Here is an 18,210-nt window from a genome sequence, read left to right as displayed (position 1 = left end):
GGCTTAAAAAAACTTAAAAAGCAATAAATCATCTTTTGTCAAAAGACAAAATATGATGGTATTATGAGTGTTTTTTTGGCGAACCGTCTGGTTCATTTCCAACAAATCTAGCAACTATATAGCCAATTATTCCAGATATTGTGGAAGCAAGTAAAATAGCTAGCTTATCAGTTTGATGATATTTCATAGGGTCTGGTAAATAAGCAAGATTATCAACAAATAAAGCCATTGTAAAACCTATACCACAGATAATTGCTATGCTATATAGCTGTTTCCAGTTTGACTTTTCCGGAAGAGATGCAAATTTAAGCTTAATAACAATATAGCTAAATAAAAATACACCAAATTGTTTTCCAAAAAATAAACCTGCCATAATACCAAGCGGAACTGGATTAAGAAGATACTCTAACGATATACCTTGCAAATTTACGCCTGCATTTACAAAAGCAAATATAGGCAAAATTAAGAAACTTACAGGTACATATAGGGCATGCTCCATATCCTTTAGCATAGAAGTACCTGTTTTTTGGTTATAAATTGGAATAGTAAAACCTGCTATAACTCCAGCTATAGTAGCATGTATTCCAGAATTTAATACACAAATCCATAAAATTATACTAAATAAAATAAAAGCAAATTTATTATCTATACTTTTTTTTGCCATAAAAATAAGTAAGAGCGTACATGCCAAAGCGCCAAGCAAAAATGCAAATTTAAGACTAGTGGAATAAAAAAGTGCTATTATAACTATTGCACATAAATCATCCATTATAGCAAGAGTTAGGATAAAAATTTTAAGACTAGATGGTATTCTTTTTCCTAAAATTGCAAGGACACCAACAGCAAATGCTATATCTGTAGCAGTTGGTATAGCCCAACCCCTCATAGCAAAGCTATCTCCCCAGTTAATAATACTAAATATAACAGCAGGAAATATAACTCCGCCAAGTGCAGCAAAACTTGGTAAAAATACTTGCGAGAAATGCTTTAATTGGCCTTCTATCATTTCTCTTTTTAGCTCTAAACCTATAGAAAAGAAAAATATAGCCATTAAAGCATCATTAACCCAAAATTCAAAAGATTCTTTTAATACATGACTTCCAAAGCCAATAACGATAGGAAATTCCAAGATTTCATTATAAAAATTATGAGTTAATGATGAATTTTGAAACAAAAGAGCCATAATTGTTGCTATAAGCAAAAGAATGCCACCAGTTGTTTCACTTTTTAATAAATTTCTCACTAAAGTTTTCAAATTAATTCCCTTGTTTAAAAACATATGAATAAAAAATAATTTTACAATTTTAAACTTAAGGGTGAATTAAATAAAATCTAATCTACAAAGCGTTTTGTTATATCGCAATAAGTCTCAATCCTTCTATCTCTTAAAAATGGCCACCATCTTCTAACATTTTCTGATCTTTGCATATCTATTGCAACTACACTTGACAACTCATCTGTATTATTTGAAACAAAAAGCTCTTCACCTTGCGGTCCAAAAACAAAGCTATTCCCCCAAAATCTAATACCACCACCATTTTCATCACTTTCAAAACCTATACGGTTTACTGCAACCACAGGCACACCATTTGCAACCGCATGCCCTCTTTGAATAGCTATCCAAGCATCTAGTTGTCTTTTTTTCTCTTCTTCTTCATCGCCGTCAAACCACCCAATTGCCGTTGGATATATCAGAATTTCCGCACCATTTAATGCCATAAGCCTAGCAGCTTCAGGATACCACTGATCCCAACAAACCAAAACTCCTAGTTTTCCTAGACTTGTTTGTATAGCTTTATAGCCCAAATCACCAGGCGCAAAATAAAATTTCTCATAAAAATTTGGATCATCTGGAATATGCATTTTTCTATATTTTCCAGCTATACTACCATCACTTTCAAAAACAACTGCAGTATTATGATAAAGTCCAGCAGAGCGTTTTTCAAAAAGAGATGTTACTAAAACTATTTTATACTCTCTTGCAACATTTGACCAAAATGCAACATCACTTTCATAGTCATTAGCTAAATCAAATAAATTTACATTTTCAGTTTGACAAAAATACGGACCTTGATGAAGCTCTTGCAAAACAACTAAATTTGCACCATTTTTTACACATTGTTCTATCAATGAAACAGTTTTTTCTATAGTTAAGTTTTTGTTACCAAAATACTCATGTGCAACAATACCTACTTTTAATATTTTAGACATTTTTTAACCTTTTTTCCAAATTATAACAAAAATCTATTCATCTGAATCATCTATAGGATCGAAATGTAAATTTATAACCCATGACCAACTGCTGTATTTTGTTTGTATATAGTGTTCTACTTCGTCTCCTATAGCATGAGCTTTTGCAAGAGAAATTCCTGGATGAAATACCATGTGAATATAAAAAAAGCATGTTTTTGCGCTTTTTCTTGTCCTTAAATCATGAAAATTAGTAACATGGTCTCTTGAAAGTATAAATTTAGTAATATCATCAACTATAGCTTCATCTATAGCACCATCAAGAAGTGTATAAACGCCTTCTTTTATAATTTTTATAGCACTAAATACTATGTAAATACTAATAGCAATTCCCAAAATTGGATCTATGACAGTAAGACCGGTAAATTTTATAATAAGCAAAGTAATAATTATGGCCAAATTTGTTAAAAAATCAGTCTGATAATGAAGCGCATCTGTTTTTATAATGAGATTTCCACTTTTTTTAGAAACAAATCTAAGATAAAGTATCAAAGCTCCTGTTATCAAAAATGATATAATCATTATATATAGACCAATATCTATATCAAAATCAAGATTATTTGTATAAAACTTTTGCACGCTTTGAACACAAATAAATATACCAATCCCTATAATAAAAGCACCTTCTAAAAGCGCAACCAAAGCCTCTAATTTTCCATAACCAAAATTAAACTTATCGTCTGGTCTTTGTTTTGATTTTCTAAGCGCAAAGTAGTTAAATCCAGAAATCAAACAATCTAGCATTGAATCAATTGCCGAGCTTAAAACGGATATAGATCCACTTGCAAGTCCTGCAATTAGTTTTATAACAGCTAGAAGAACAGCAGTAGTTCCAGCTACAATAGGGGCTGTTTTTTCTAATTTCTCGGCTTTCATCTTCTATCTTTTTCCTAAAAATCTATTTTGAGATGAGCAGTGCAAAGAACCATTTTGTCTTATAAAAATAGTTGCATCAACTCCAATAATTTCTCTACCAGGTAGAGCTTTTTTTAGTCTATTTATAACAACTTCATCGTTTTTATCATTGTAAGTTGGAACAATCAAAGCTCCATTTATAAATATAAAATTTGCATAAGTTGCACCTAGTTTTTTTTCATTATAAAATTTTGTCTGCGGCAAAGGAAGCGGGATAAGAGTAAACTCTGTTTTTCTAAGCTCTTTTTGCATTTTTAAAAGTGCGTTATATTCTTTATCATTTGGATTTTCACTGATAGAATAAGCTATAGTATCTTCGTCTATAAATCTAGCTAAAGTATCCACATGACAATCCGTATCATCGCCATCTATAAAGCCATTTTCAAGCCATATAATCTGCTTTAATCCAAAAAGATTTTTAAGTTCTATATCAAGCTCATCTTTACTCATCAAACTATTTCTGTTTTTGTTTAGCAAACACTCTTTAGTTGTAAGCATAACACCATTTCCATTAAAATCTATACTTCCACCCTCAAGTATGAGATTTACCTCTTTTAATTCTGTTTTAAAATAATTTTCAAAAAGATTATTGTTAACACTATTGTCAAGACTACTGTTAAATTTGCCACCCCATGCGTTAAATTTAAAATCGTAACTTATAATTTTTCCTTGATTCATTACATCTATTGCGCCATAATCTCTTATCCAAGTATCATTTGTGGCGATTTTAAAAAAATCTACATTTTTAAATTTAGAAAACCTTTCATTGAAAATATCTTCATTTGGACCAATTAAAAGTATTTTTTGATATGGAATAATTGCTTTTACAAGATTTTCGTAAGAAAATAAAATTTCACCTAGATACTCATTCCAATCACTATTTTCATGAGGCAAAGAAAGCATTAGAAGTTCTTGATCTTCCCACTCCCCAAAGGCTCTTTTTAACATTAATAATCCTTGTAAATTTTTTGCATTATAACATAGTTTTTTATCAAAAATATTAATTATTGATAAATTAATCTAGAAAAATATGGTATATAAAATTTATTAAAGCCCCCTACATGTATCTCTACATCTAGGGGGTATATATTTAGAAAGTATATTTTGAATATATGTTTTGTTTATTTTTAAAACCTATTCTTCCTTACACCTTCAACTATCTCTTTAGACATAGTATCTAGTTCTTTTGTTATAGCGTTTGTATTATTAGCAATACTTACATTTTCTTTTGTTAAAGCATCAACATCTGCAACAGAGTTATTTATCATAGATATTGCTTCAGTTTGTTCTCTTATGCTTTCACTCATCTCATTAATGCTTTGAGTTAATACATTTACATTAGCTTCTATTTCAGTAAGTGACTTACCTGTTTTTTCAGCTAGTTTTCTAACTTCATCTGCAACAACTGCAAAGCCACGTCCTGCTTCTCCAGCTCTAGCTGCTTCTATTGCAGCATTAAGTGCTAGTAGGTTTGTTTGTTCTGATATATCTTTTATTATAGTAATAACATTTTTAATCTCTTCAGATTGAGCTATAACTTCTGTTGTTTTTTGATTGATTGAGTTCATAGAACTACTCATCTCTTCAACTGCAGCCGCACTTTCTTCTAGAGCATTTGCTTGTTTGTTGGCTGAAGTGGTTATTTGATCTACTGCTTTAGATAAAGAATCTGCTTTTTGTTGTAAATTTTCTGCTTTTTCTAAATTTGATTTTAACATGTTTGATACAACATCACCAAGAGAGTTAATACCTTGAGCTATAGTTCCTTTATCTTCTATTCTAGAAGTAAAATTACTTCCTTTGTATTCATCTAAAAGTTTAAATATACGATTGCTATCATCTGCAATCCTACTACTTAAAACTTCTTGGAGCTCTTTAAATGTTCCTTTTAGTTTATTTAAAGATGGATTTGAAGTATTTGCATCCATAGTAGCTAGGAAATCACCTTGTTTTATCTCATCTACAAATTTATTAGACTTAGCTATAAACTCATTTTCTTCTTGTAAATTTATTTTTGTTTTTTCTATATTTTCATTGATGGCTTTTGCCATATTTCCAAATTCGTCTTTAGAAGATATTTTTATATTCTCAGCACTGCTTTTTTCGTGATTAATAAATTTAAAGAAATCGTTAAGTCCGTTTTGGATGATTGAGATTGGTTTTAGATAATGCTTAATTATAAATGTTAGTATAGAAACTATAACAATTATAAATACAACGGATGTAGTACCTTGTGACATTAAAATAGCATTAAAACTATCATCATAATCACTTACAGAATTTGCAGAACATACAAGCCAATTAACACCAATTTTTGGCTTTTGGCAGGAAGCTGCTCTTTTATCGCCTCTTACATTATACTCAAATGGATTACCCTGTGATTTTTGAAATTCTTCTTTAAAATCAGTAGCTATCCCTTTTGGTTCAGGAGAATCAGACAAAATATAATCTTTGTTTCTATGTGCAACTATTTGCATAAGATCAAGATCTACTATAACAGCTACATCTGTTGGACTAGAACGCTTTAAATGATTTATAGGCTCGCTAAGAACAGTAACATACACTCTTCCAACTAGGACACCAACAAGATTTCCGTTAACTTTTACCTGTGTTGCTATTGGAATTGCTACGCGTCCACTTGCTGTTTTATATGCTTTACCTAAAACCATTTTATCATCAGAAGTAGCTAATTTATACCATTCATAATCTCTATACTCATGACCAGTTGATGGGCTTGTTATATTGAATTTAACTTTCTCACCCTTTTCTTTTGAAACACTATATGCAGTGCCATCATCTTTATATACAAAGGTAATTTCATTTAAACCATTTGATAAAATAGCATTAATAAGCTCTTCACCCAATGCATCTTTATTATCTATTGTTAATTGTGGTTTTGACTCAAATCTATTTTTTAAATTTGTTATAGATTCTATTTTGGCATTAAAATACTCTTCTACAAATAGTTCTAAGGCAAGAGCAGAAGCCTCATTACCACTTTCAGATACATGAAGAACAGTTCCTTTTGTCGATTCATAATTAATAAAAGTAAAAATTGAAAAAGAAACAACTAAAAGACATAAAATATAAATAGCTAATTTATTTGAAATTTTATTTAACATAGCCATTATACCACTCTCCTTACGAATTTTAAGATTTGATCAGTATCCATTATATCATAAAAATATAATTTTTTTAATAAATTATTAAAATATTATTGCTAAAATATTTATAATATCATTAGCAACAATAAAAACTAAACTAGACTAAAAACATTAAATTTAACATGAATTTTAAAAAATATTTATGACAAGTGTGTGAAAATTTAAAAATTTTGCAAGAAATACAGCAAAAGAAAGCTCTCTTGCTGTATTAAGGTATAATTACTCTACTTCAGCATCGATAACATCATCATCTTTTTTATCTTTTTTCCCTGATGATGGATTTTCGCTTTCTTTGTTTTTATACATACTCTCAGCAAGTTTGTGACTAACATCGCTTAGTGCTTTAACTTTAGCATCAATTTGCTCTTTTGAAGCACTCTCATCTTTTAGTGTTTCTTTTAAGTCATTCAACGCTGCTTCGATTTTCGCTCTATCTTCAGCTGGGATTTTTTCACCAAGCTCATCTAAGCTTTTTTGTGTTTGGTGAGCTAAAGCATCAGCGCTGTTTCTAGCTTCAACTGATTCTTTGCGCTTTTTGTCTTCTTCTTTGTGGGCTTCAGCATCATTTACCATTTTATTTATCTCTTCTTCGCTAAGTCCGCTTGAACCAGAGATTGTGATATTTTGAGCTTTACCTGTTGCTTTATCTTTAGCTGAAACTGTCAAGATACCATTTGCGTCTATATCAAACTCAACTTCGATTTGAGGAACACCTCTTGGTGCTGGTGGAATACCCTCAAGGTTGAATTGTCCTAAAGATTTGTTATCTCTACTAAATTCTCTCTCTCCTTGTAAAACATGGATTGTAACTGCACTTTGGTTGTCATCTGCAGTTGAGAAAACTTGAGATTTTTTTGTTGGGATGGTAGTTCCTTTTTCGATAACTTTTGTCATAACACCACCCAAAGTTTCTATACCAAGTGAAAGCGGTGTAACATCAAGTAAAAGAACATCTTTAACATCGCCTTTTATAACAGCACCTTGTATAGCTGCACCTATAGCAACAACTTCATCAGGATTTACTGATTTATTAAGCTCTTTTCCAAAAGCTTTTTTAACCTCTTCTTGAACAAGAGGAACGCGAGTTGAACCACCAACCATAACCACTTCTTTCACATCTGATTTATTTAAACCAGCGTCTTTTACAACTTTATTTAATGTTGATATAGTTTCTCCAACTAAAGAATCTATCATGCTTTCAAATTTAGCTCTTGTGATAGTTTTTGTAAGGTGTTTTGGACCAGTTGCATCAGCTGTGATAAATGGTAAATTTATTGTTGTCTCCATTGCACTTGAAAGCTCTTTTTTAGCGTTTTCAGCAGCCTCTTTTAATCTTTGAAGAGCCATAACATCGCTTTTTAGATCCATTCCACTTTCAGATTTAAACTCACTTACTAAGAAATCAATTAATTTATTATCAAAGTCATCGCCACCCAAGAATGCGTTACCACCTGTTGATAAAACTTCAACAACATTATCACCAGTTTCTAGCACAGTTACGTCAAATGTTCCACCACCTAGATCATAAACAACAATTTTTTCCGATGTTTTTTTATCTAAACCATAAGCAAGTGCCGCAGCAGTTGGCTCATTTACAATTCTTAAAACATTAAGTCCTGCTATAGTTCCAGCTTCTTTTGTAGCTTTTCTTTGACTATCATTGAAGTATGCAGGAACAGTAATAACTGCATCTACAACTTTTTCACCAAGGTAACTTTCTGCATCTTCTTTTAATTTCATTAAAACTTTAGCAGAAATCTCTTGTGGAGTGTAAATTTTTCCATCAATATCTATAGCGCAAGCGCCATTTCTATCAACTACTGCATAAGGAAGTCTATTTTTAGCCTCTTTTGCATTTTCTTCATTCATCATAAGACCCATTATTCTTTTTATAGAATATATAGTCTTTTTAGGATTTGTAACAGCTTGTCTTTTGGCTGTATCACCAACTAAAATTTCGCCCTTATCAGTAAAAGCAACTACAGAAGGAGTTGTATTTTTACCTTCTTTGTTTGGTATAACTTTGCTTTCACCATGCTCATAAATAGCAACACAAGAGTTTGTTGTTCCTAAATCTATTCCTATAACTTTTCCCATTTTTTACCCTTTCATTTTTTATTTAATTTATTTAGCCACTACAACCATAGATGGGCGCAAGACCCTATCTTTGTATTTATAACCTTTTTGATACACTTCAACTATATCTCCACTTTCTTTTCCTTCCACATCTATGATGTTTATCGCATTATGTAAAACTGGATCAAATTTAGAATCAGTTTTGATAGCAGTTATTCCATATTTTTCAAAGTTTTTAATAAAAAGAGATATTGTCATTTCAACACCATCTTTTATGTTTTTTGCAAGATCATTTCCAGATACTTCCATTTTTATAGCCATTTCAAGCGCATCTAAAATAGGAAGCATATCTCTTGCAAAACCTTCATTTGCAAACTCAACTGCGACAACTTTTTCTTTTTCCATTCTTTTTTTGATGTTTTCAAAATCAGCAACAGTTCTTATAAATTTGACCTTTAGCTCAGATAGTTCATCGTTTTTAGTCTCTGTTTCGTCCTGATCTTTTTTTATATCTTCTTCATCTAAATTCTCAAAGTCAACCTTCTCATCTTCATTAAAATTTAAATCTTTGTCTAAATTTTGCGTATTTTCTCTTTCTGACTTTTCTTCTCTCATGCAACATCCTTTAAGTTTTCAAAAAATTTATCATAATCATTATAAACACTTCCTAAACAAATCATTGTAGATTGCTCTTCTTCAAAAATAATATTTCGTTTAATTCCCATAAAGCCCTCATTGCTATTTGGTATCATAGATATTTCATCTTTTATAAAATTTAAAATATTTGAATCAAGCATAAGCTTAAATTTATCATCTTTAAATATATCAAATAGCATAAATTCATTGTCTCTAAATAGAATTTTAGATGTTTTAAGTTCATAAATCTTTTTTCTAAGCTCGCTCGCACCTATTTGTATACAAAGCTGCTCTAATTCATCCAAACTTACACCTATTAAATTTAAAAGCAATTTATATATCCTATTATCAAACCTCAAAACTATTTCATTTTTATCAAAATCTAGTATTATAAATTTATCTCTATAATTTATAACATCTTTTAAATTTTGTCTACAATTTTCAAAAATAATACAATAAATCCCAAATGTCTTAATAAGAAAACTAAGAGCGTGTTTGTCATTTATAACAAGCAAATCTTCTAAATTTAAGACATTTTTCCAATACTCATTCATAGCACATACGGTCGGAATCCTACCGCCACTTATATGAATTTGTGTGATCGCACCTTCATCACTTAGTTTTTTAAAATAAACTCTAATTGTTGATGGAGGAATGCTTTCATTTATCTTCAAACAGAGTTCATTAGATCCAATGGGCGTATTATCGCTTAAATACGATTTTATTATTGATTCAAGTATAAAATCTCTTTTGTTTATTTTCATTATCTAGCACTCTCTAAGATTAATTGCTAGTATTATTATACAACATTGAGTGAATATTTGTCAAGTAGATTAATTTAATAAATATATTTAATTTATCTTAGTCTTAATAACTAAATCATTTATAATGTATATTATATAATTTTTTCCGTATAATTATATAATATAATATAATATTTTATAATTTTTATATTATTAATATTCTATATTATTATATTTTTATACAAAATATATAAATTTATATAATATTTAATGTATATTTAATATTATAATATGTATAATTTCAAAATGATTCAAACAAATGATATCTTTAATCTTTTACATAATGCAGTGGAATCAAAACATATGGGTAAAAAAATTTCTCATGCACAAATGGCCAAAAAACTTAATGTGTCAATGAGAACATATCAAGATTGGAGACTTGGTAATTCAAAACCCCAAGCAGTTGAAGCTGCTTTCCAGATGTTGTGTGAACTTGAAGAAGAAGATATTATTTATGTATTATCAAAAATAAAAAAAGGAATGCAAGAGTAATGCAAAAGCTTACAAGTAAAGAAAAAATCGAGTTAGAGCAAGTGTTTTCTGCAATATATGTAAATAAAAATAGTAGATTTACAGAGTTTTATAGAACTTTTTACTCAAATTTTTCCTGCAAAATGCACAAAATGAAAACAAGAATAAGATATATAAAAAGAAAGATGAGATAAGTATAGGAGAGCTTCTTCTTGCTCCAACCCTATACTTAAATAGATATTATAAGGTATTTGAGTATTTTAAACCCAAATCATAAGCTTTTAAATTTAGTTCTTGAAATTTTTTAGGAACACTTGCTATCATTTTTTCCCTAACTATATCCCTATCCATTACATTTGTAAATCCAACTGCAATCCCAAGAGCAACAACGCTTTGAGTTATAACATTTCCAACTTCATCTTTTGCTATAGAGATGATTGGAATCTCATAAATTTTATAACGCTCTTTATCTTCATCAGTTGGTTTTACCAAATTTGGCTCTATTACTATAATTCCACCTTGTTTAACGCCATCTTTAAAAGCATCATAACTAACTTGAGCAGTAGCAAGCATAAATTCTATCTCTCCTTCGTCCGCATAAGGATAAAGTATAGGTTCTTCATCAAGCAATATATCAACTTTTGTTGGTCCACCTCTAACCTGAGATGTGTATGTAGATGCTTTTACACCATATCCACCATCTTCAATCTTGGCAGATGACAAAATTTCTCCAGCAAGTATTACACCTTGTCCACCAACTCCAACAAATCTTAAGTTTCGTCTCATTTTATCATCTCCCAATCTATTGCGGTACCATTTTGAGCAGCTTGTATAACTTGATCATATGCCTTAGTATACTCTATGCGAGTATTATCTTCAAAAAGAATTCCAGTAGGATAAAGACCTTTTCTTTCTTCTTCTCCCATACCATCAAATTTTATTTTATTTACTATCCTGCTATTAATCCATTCAATCATTTTTGTAGCATCGCCCATTTTGTTTTTTCTACCCAAATTTATATGACAATTTGAGAAAATATCAAAAAAGCTGTATCCATCATGCTCAAAACCTTTTATAAGAGTCTTTTCTAACTTATTTGTATTTAAAATACTTTCTCTTGCGACAAATGTTGCGCCAGCTGCAATTGCAAGTTTTGCTGCGTCAAATTGAGGATCTATATTGCCATATTGAGCTGTTACTGTCCAAAAACCTTGTGGAGTTGTAGGGCTTGTTTGTGAGTTTGTAAGACCGTAAATGAAGTTATTTATAAGTATATGATTAAGTCCTATGTTTCTTCTACATCCATGAATTGTATGGTTTCCACCTATTGCCAAACCATCGCCATCGCCAGTTACTACAATAACATGTTTTTTGGGATTTGCTAATTTTATGCCCGTTGCATAAGCTATAGCCCTACCATGAGTTGTATGAACTGTATTACAATCCACATAAGAACTAAGCCTACCAGAACAGCCTATTCCACTTACTATACAAACATCATCCATATTCCAATCAAGTTCATGAATAGCTCTTATTATGCTTTTTAGGATAACTCCATCGCCACATCCCCAACACCAGAGTGTTGGCATTTTACTTACTCTTAAATATTTATTATAATCAATTGCCATCTTAGAATTCCTTAACTTTTTGTATAATTTCACTTGGTGAAATCGGTCTTCCATTTACTTTAAGAAGTGTTTTTAGATCATCTCTTAGCATACATTTTTTTATCTCTGTGTAATACTGCCCCATGTTTAGCTCTATAACTAGTATATTTCTAAATTTAGAGCTTAATTCCTTTAATTTTTCTTCCGGGCTTGGCCAAAGTGTAATTGGCTTGAAAAGTCCAACCTTTTTACCATCTTTTCTTAGTTCATCTATAGCAACCTTTGTACTAAGAGAAACGCTTCCATAAGCTATAATACAAATTTCAGCATCATCAAGAAGATACTCTTCATATTCTACAATCTCATCTTTATGGGCATTTATTTTATTAAAAAGTCTTTTAATATTATAATCAACTATAGCTCCATCCTCAGTTGGAAAACCTGTAATTCCATGGTGAAGGCCTGTTACATGATAATGATAACCCTTGAAAAATGGATTTAGCGTAGCTGGTTCATCTTCTTTAGCATTATAAGGATAGTATTCTTTGCTATCACCGGTAAATTCTATTCTTTTTATTATATTTATATCATTAATATCTGGTATAAATGCCCTTCCTTGCATATGACCTATAGTCTCATCTAAAAGTAAAAATACAGGAGTCATAAAGCGCTCAGCAAGATTAAAGGCTTTTATAGTCTGAGTATAAATTTCATCTAAATTTCCAGGAGCCAAAGTAATACTTTGGAAATCTCCGTGAGTTGGATTTTTAACTTGAGCAACATCACCTTGTGCTACTCTAGTTGGAAGTCCAGTAGAAGGTCCTCCTCTCATAACATCAACAATAACTATAGGAATTTCAGCTATAAAAGCAAGACCTATTTGCTCAGCTTTTAATGAAATTCCTGGTCCACTACTTGCTGTCATTGACTTAGCTCCACTCATTGAAGCACCTATTGCGACACTAATGCCAGAAATTTCATCTTCCATTTGTATAAAATGTCCACCATTTCTTGGTAGCATATGACTCATTTCATGAGCAATTTCACTTGATGGCGTTATAGGATAGCCGCCGAAAAAATTACAACCGCACTCGATTGCAGCTTGTGCAACCAATGCATTTCCTGTTGTTATCAATTCTCTCATGCTAGCTCTCCTTGTAATTTTTGATAATTATTTGCTTTTATCTGAGAAGCTCTTAACTTAGATTCTTCTGTAAGTTTTGCAAATTTATATCCTTTGTCTGCGACAAATATAGCAAAATCTGGGCAATGATTTTCACATTCTCTACATCCGATACATGAATCTGGATTTATAACTTCTATCATAGTCCCACTTATAGCATGAACCTCTTCCCTCATAGCTATTGTACCGCTAGGACAATAGCTAACACAGATATTACAAGCTTTACATCTTGATTCATCAACCCAAACTGGCCTATTTTCATTATCCATATTAATTTCCTTTATCCAAGTATCTCTTTTAGTTTAGAGCCTATGTGAGCTGGACTCTCCACAACATGAACTCCCGCTTCACTTAAAGCTTTCATTTTACCTTTTGCAGTACTATCTTCTCCGCTTATAATAGCACCAGCATGGCCCATTCTCTTACCTTTTGGTGCGGATTGTCCAGCTATAAATGCAATAATTGGTTTTGTAATCTGAGATTTTATAATTTCACAAGCATCTGTTTCTAAATTTCCACCAATCTCACCTATCATCACAATAGCTTTTGTTTCATTATCTTTTTCAAACATAGGCAAAAGATCTCTATAAGTTAGCCCTATAATGCTATCACCGCCGATTCCAACAGCAGTTGAAATACCATAGCCTTCATTTATTATCTGATTTGCACCTTCATAGGTTAATGTTCCTGATTTTGAAATCAGACCTATATTTGTTTTTGATTTTTTAAACACCATTGCCGGCATTATACCAAGCTTACACTCATCTGAGCTTATAATACCAGGACAGTTTGGACCTATTATCATCATTTTGCATTTATTTGCATAGTTTTTTGCTTTTATCATATCATTAACTGGTGTATGTTCTGTAATAACTACTGCTAATTTTATTCCAGCACTTGCGGCTTCAATAACAGAGCTTGCAACAAATTTAGCAGGAACAAATATTAATGAAACCTCAGCACCAGTTGCATTAACTGCTTCACTTACTGTATTGAAAACAGGTTTTCCAAGATGGGTTTGACCGCCCTTAAAAGGTGTTACGCCCCCAACTATATTTGTGCCATAAGCTAGACATTGTTCAGAATGAAAAGTACCTTCTTTACCAGTAAAACCTTGAACTATAACTTTTGTATTTTTATTTACTAAAATGCTCATTATTTACTCTCCTTGGCTAATTTAACAGCCATTTTTGCGCCATCTTCAAGGTCATTTACAGAAATAATATTTTCTATATTAGCACTCTTTAAAATTTCCATCGCTTCTTTTGCATTTGTTCCATCAAGTCTTACTATGACCGGAACTTCAACTTTTGTTAGTTTTGTAGCCTCTAAAATACCGTTTGCAATTCTATCACATCTAACTATACCGCCAAATATGTTTACAAATATAGCTTTTACGTTTTTATCCCTAAGAATTATCTCAAAAGCTTTTGCAACAGTCTCTGGGCTTGCTCCACCACCAACATCAAGAAAATTTGCAGGTTTACCGCCAACTGAGTTTATTGTATCCATTGTACCCATTGCAAGACCAGCACCATTTACCATACAGCCTATGTTTCCATCAAGCTTAACATAGCTTAAACCATAATTTTTTGCCTCAACTTCGCTTGCCTCTTCTTCGTCCAAATCTCTCATCTGGGCAATTTTTGGTTGCCTAAACATAGCGCTGTCGTCAAAACTCATCTTTGCATCAAGAGGTATAAAATCATTTTGAGTCGTTAAAACAAGCGGATTTATCTCAACCAAATTTGCATCAGTATCTATGTATAATTTATAAAGTTTTGTTATGAAATTTGAAAATTTTATACTCAGATCTTTATCAAATTTTAAAAATGAAGCAACCTCCATAGCATGAAAATCACAAAGCCCTATTTGCGGGTCTATCAAAATACTTTTTATGAGCTCTGGACTATTGTGTGAAACCTCTTCTATACTCATTCCACCCTCGCAAGAAGCAATAAGTCCTATTTTCTCACTTTTCCTATCAAAAGTAAAACTTAAATAAAACTCTTTTGCTATATTCATGCCTTGCTCAATATAAACTTTTTTGACAAGTTTTCCTTCTTTTCCAGTTTGAGCAGTTATAAGATTCATTCCTAGAATGTCATTTGAATATTTTTCAACCTCTTCTAAATTTTTGGCAATTTTTACGCCACCTCCAAGTCCTCTTCCGCCGGCATGAATCTGAGCTTTTATAGCCCAAATGCTGCCTCCAATACTTTTAGTAGCATCAACGGCTTCTTTAGAACTAAGAACCATTTTACCATTGGCTACACTAATGCCAAAATCCCTAAGGATTTCTTTGGCTTGATACTCATGAATATTCATGATAATGATACTCCCTTATTAATTTTAAATTTAATGTTTAATGTAAGTATATACGAATTAAATAAAACAACACAGTGTTTTATAAATTAATTTATTATATTTATTTTATAATAAATTTTAGTTAAATTTATAAAAACTTAAGTTTAATATTTATTTTTTATATACCGATTCTTCTAGATATTTTACATTATCCATCTTATTGCCCATCTTAGCATAATCTAGAGCATTAAATCCAAGATCATCGACCGCATTTATATCGGCTCCATTTTTTATCAAATATTCAAGCATCTCTACATTTGAGTGCTGTGAAGCATGCATAAAAAGAGTCCTAGAAGTGTGTTCTAAATCGCATAAATTTTGATAAAATGGCAAAGTAACTATGCCCATATTAGAGCTAATTGCCAATTTTGCATTTTTACCTATATAAACAGCATTCACATCAGCTCCATTTTCAACTAAAAGCTTTACCATATCTAAATCATTAAAACCGACCGCATAAAAAATAGGAGTTTTACCAAATGGGTTTTTATAATTCACATTCGCTCCATTTTTTATTAAAAATTTGACACTTTCTTTATCTCTTAGTGCAAAAAATAGCGAGGATTCACTTCCTTCGTTTATTTTAGCCCCTCTTTTAACAAGTACATCTAATATATCTAGATTTTTTTTATGTAAAAGAGCGACATCTAAAGCACCTGTAAGCTCGCTTGGTAAAAAGTTATGCTTAATAAGCTCTTCTTGTAAGGCATAAACATCGAAATTTGGATTTATTATACGTTTTTCAAAATCATTAATATCAGGAACTTTACCCATTATTGTATATGAAAAATCGCCAACTGAGAAATTTAAAAACTCATTCATTACTTTTGTAGCATAAAATATAGCGCTTCCCTCATCTATACCTTTTTGCTTGTAAAATGACACAAGATTAGGCATATTTGCATTGTATTCTCTCCAAAATTTGCTAAAGAGTTCAAAATTTGAAAGACTATTGTAAGCCCAAAATCTAAAATATGCTCTATTTTCATCTGCTATTTTTCCATCGACATCATTTAAGGTTTTAGCATAAATTTCTGGAGCAATACTTGATTTTAAAAGCAGAAATTTAAACTGATTTTGTTTTGCTTCATACAAAGCGCCCTTACAATTTAATCTATCTCCCCTAATTTCATTGACTGTATTAAATAAATTTTGCAAAAAATCAGCATTTACAAGCGAATTTTCACAAGAAAAATCTATTTTAGTATTTACAAAATCAATTTCCAAATCCGAAAAAACTTGATTTTTGTTTGATTTTATCTCATCGCAAGTGATTTTACCATCATCTAAAATATTACAAAAGGCAAAAATAGATGATAATAATATCAAAAATAAAACTCTCATATTAGTTCCTAAATTTAAATATTTTTATACAATTGTATCAAAATATTTTACTTTTAGGAAAGGTTTTAAATTTTACCACCTAATATTTTATATATTAAATTTTCATTTTGTAACAGAATGTATTTATCGTATAGCAAGCTTAACTCATAATTTAATTCTGTATTTTTAGCATTTATTAAATCATATAGTTCGTTTTTACCATTATCATATCTTAGCTGATAATATTTTGTAATATTTACACTATGATCTAAAATTTCTTTTGTATTTTTAAATTTAACTTTATCATTTTCGTAGTTTAAAAATGCCCTATAAAACTCATTTATAGCTACATTTAGTGTTTTTAAAAAATCATTTTTTGCAAGCTCATACTCTACTTCACTTACTCTAATATTATTTTTAACTCTTGCATAATCTAAAAACGGAAGTGTAATTTTTAAATTTCCACCTAAAAATTCTAAATTAAAACTATCATCAAATTTTTTTTCATTTGAACTAAGAGATGCACCTAAACTCACATTTGGATACAAACTTTTAAAAGTATACTTATAATCATAAAAAGTTGCTTTTAACCTAAGTTCTGCTGCTTTTATATCAGGTCTGTTTGATAAAATTTCAAGTGGAATTTCTTTTGATATTCCAAGAAGTTTAACATCTAAAATATTATAATATTCCAAATTTGGAATATTTTGTGTGTAGGTTAAATTTTTTAGTTTCTCCTCAGATGAATAAATTTGAGTATTAATTTTTAGCATTTTTTCATCTGATTGAAGTAACGCTTGATTTATCTGTTCTACTTCTAAATTATCTGATCTACCATAGTTAAATTTAGCTATTATAATATCTTTTAAACTTTTATAATTTTCCTTCATTTGAGATGTTTTTTCTTTGGCATTTTTTAGATACATAAGATTAAAAAATGTACTAACGCTATCACTTTTTATACTTAAATCAATTGCTTGTAAATCTAATCTTGTAGCGTTTAGCTCTAAAATTGATTTTTCATATTTATCCATAAATTTACCGAATAAATCAAGCTCATATGAAACATTTAAAGAACTTGAAAAATTTATAATGCTATTAGAATTTTCAGATATATTTTTCTTTGCAGACGCATTGTAACTTGCCCCAAAAGTTGGTAGTAAATCCGCTCTTGATAGGCCAAGATAAGCCATAAACTTTTCTATATTTAAATTACTCTTTTTTAAATCAAGATTATTTGCGAGTATTGTTTGCATAGTATCATTAAGCGTCTTATTTTCATAACCTTGCCACCAAGATAAATTTTGCTCATAGTAGCTTTCATTTGCCTCTCCAAGCGGAGAAGTAAAGTCATATTGTTTCATAGTACAACCGCTAAATATAAGCACAAATAAAAATATAATCAAATTTCTCAT

General features: G+C 30.5%; 16 protein-coding genes and 1 pseudogene. 1 reads left to right on the top strand and 16 read right to left on the bottom strand.

Annotated features, from left to right (window positions below; all coding sequences use genetic code 11):
* Nucleotides 1-61: 61 nt before the first annotated feature.
* The 8 genes and pseudogenes from nhaA to ACZ5VL_RS06845 all read right to left on the bottom strand — a co-directional run bounded on the left by nhaA (nucleotide 62) and on the right by ACZ5VL_RS06845 (nucleotide 9,805).
* A complete protein-coding gene (gene nhaA / locus ACZ5VL_RS06880; protein ID WP_464198248.1) occupies nucleotides 62-1,255 on the bottom strand; it encodes a Na+/H+ antiporter NhaA in 1,194 nt (397 codons plus the stop codon).
* 77 nt (nucleotides 1,256-1,332) lie between these two features.
* Nucleotides 1,333-2,211, bottom strand: a complete 879-nt coding sequence (locus ACZ5VL_RS06875) for a carbon-nitrogen hydrolase (protein WP_464198247.1) — start codon at nucleotides 2,209-2,211, stop codon at nucleotides 1,333-1,335.
* A gap of 33 nt (nucleotides 2,212-2,244) precedes the next feature.
* The gene (locus ACZ5VL_RS06870; RefSeq protein ID WP_464198246.1) at nucleotides 2,245-3,126 is read right to left on the bottom strand and encodes a cation diffusion facilitator family transporter; all 882 of its coding nucleotides are present in this window, start codon (nucleotides 3,124-3,126) and stop codon (nucleotides 2,245-2,247) included.
* A gap of 3 nt (nucleotides 3,127-3,129) precedes the next feature.
* The gene (locus tag ACZ5VL_RS06865; protein WP_464198245.1) at nucleotides 3,130-4,113 is read right to left on the bottom strand and encodes an agmatine deiminase family protein; all 984 of its coding nucleotides are present in this window, start codon (nucleotides 4,111-4,113) and stop codon (nucleotides 3,130-3,132) included.
* Nucleotides 4,114-4,292: 179 nt separating this feature from the next.
* Nucleotides 4,293-4,694: pseudogene (locus tag ACZ5VL_RS06860) on the bottom strand (methyl-accepting chemotaxis protein); the annotation flags it as partial.
* 1,854 nt (nucleotides 4,695-6,548) lie between these two features.
* Entirely contained in the window at nucleotides 6,549-8,426 is a 1,878-nt protein-coding gene (gene dnaK, locus ACZ5VL_RS06855; protein WP_464198244.1) for a molecular chaperone DnaK, read from the bottom strand.
* 27 nt (nucleotides 8,427-8,453) lie between these two features.
* Complete coding sequence (gene grpE, locus ACZ5VL_RS06850) at nucleotides 8,454-9,020, bottom strand: nucleotide exchange factor GrpE (RefSeq protein ID WP_464198243.1); 567 nt, start codon at nucleotides 9,018-9,020, stop codon at nucleotides 8,454-8,456.
* Nucleotides 9,017-9,805, bottom strand: coding sequence for an HrcA family transcriptional regulator (locus ACZ5VL_RS06845; protein ID WP_464198242.1), 789 nt, complete (start codon nucleotides 9,803-9,805; stop codon nucleotides 9,017-9,019). The genes grpE and ACZ5VL_RS06845 overlap by 4 nt, the downstream gene beginning before the upstream one ends.
* Nucleotides 9,806-10,090: 285 nt before the next feature.
* Here ACZ5VL_RS06845 and ACZ5VL_RS06840 point away from each other — a divergent pair, with 285 nt between their 5' ends.
* Nucleotides 10,091-10,336 (top strand): helix-turn-helix domain-containing protein, encoded by a 246-nt coding sequence (locus ACZ5VL_RS06840; RefSeq protein WP_464198241.1) that lies wholly within the window; start codon nucleotides 10,091-10,093, stop codon nucleotides 10,334-10,336.
* 219 nt (nucleotides 10,337-10,555) lie between these two features.
* On the opposite strand, the gene ACZ5VL_RS06835 is transcribed toward ACZ5VL_RS06840, so the two are convergent.
* The 8 genes from ACZ5VL_RS06835 to ACZ5VL_RS06800 all read right to left on the bottom strand — a co-directional run bounded on the left by ACZ5VL_RS06835 (nucleotide 10,556) and on the right by ACZ5VL_RS06800 (nucleotide 18,210).
* Nucleotides 10,556-11,101 (bottom strand): 2-oxoacid:acceptor oxidoreductase family protein, encoded by a 546-nt coding sequence (locus ACZ5VL_RS06835; protein ID WP_464198240.1) that lies wholly within the window; start codon nucleotides 11,099-11,101, stop codon nucleotides 10,556-10,558.
* On the bottom strand, nucleotides 11,098-11,943 hold the full coding sequence (locus ACZ5VL_RS06830; protein ID WP_464198239.1) for a 2-oxoglutarate ferredoxin oxidoreductase subunit beta: 846 nt from the start codon (nucleotides 11,941-11,943) through the stop codon (nucleotides 11,098-11,100). Before ACZ5VL_RS06830 ends, ACZ5VL_RS06835 begins: the two co-directional genes overlap by 4 nt.
* Nucleotide 11,944: 1 nt before the next feature.
* Nucleotides 11,945-13,066: a 2-oxoglutarate synthase subunit alpha gene (locus ACZ5VL_RS06825; protein WP_464198238.1), complete on the bottom strand. Its 1,122-nt coding sequence runs from the start codon at nucleotides 13,064-13,066 to the stop codon at nucleotides 11,945-11,947.
* Nucleotides 13,063-13,374: a 4Fe-4S binding protein gene (locus ACZ5VL_RS06820; RefSeq protein WP_464198237.1), complete on the bottom strand. Its 312-nt coding sequence runs from the start codon at nucleotides 13,372-13,374 to the stop codon at nucleotides 13,063-13,065. Before ACZ5VL_RS06820 ends, ACZ5VL_RS06825 begins: the two co-directional genes overlap by 4 nt.
* Before the next feature lie 11 nt (nucleotides 13,375-13,385).
* A complete protein-coding gene (gene sucD / locus ACZ5VL_RS06815; RefSeq protein ID WP_464198236.1) occupies nucleotides 13,386-14,261 on the bottom strand; it encodes a succinate--CoA ligase subunit alpha in 876 nt (291 codons plus the stop codon).
* Nucleotides 14,261-15,433, bottom strand: coding sequence for an ADP-forming succinate--CoA ligase subunit beta (gene sucC / locus ACZ5VL_RS06810; RefSeq protein WP_464198235.1), 1,173 nt, complete (start codon nucleotides 15,431-15,433; stop codon nucleotides 14,261-14,263). The genes sucD and sucC overlap by 1 nt, the downstream gene beginning before the upstream one ends.
* Nucleotides 15,434-15,583: 150 nt before the next feature.
* A complete protein-coding gene (locus tag ACZ5VL_RS06805) occupies nucleotides 15,584-16,816 on the bottom strand; it encodes an ankyrin repeat domain-containing protein (protein WP_464198234.1) in 1,233 nt (410 codons plus the stop codon).
* Between the two features lie 65 nt (nucleotides 16,817-16,881).
* Complete coding sequence (locus ACZ5VL_RS06800; RefSeq protein WP_464198233.1) at nucleotides 16,882-18,210, bottom strand: TolC family protein; 1,329 nt, start codon at nucleotides 18,208-18,210, stop codon at nucleotides 16,882-16,884.

It is taken from the genome of Campylobacter sp. GTC17093, assembly GCF_055397635.1.
The sequence above is the reverse complement of the archived record's forward strand: the minus strand, read 5'-3'. Positions and strand labels throughout refer to the sequence as shown.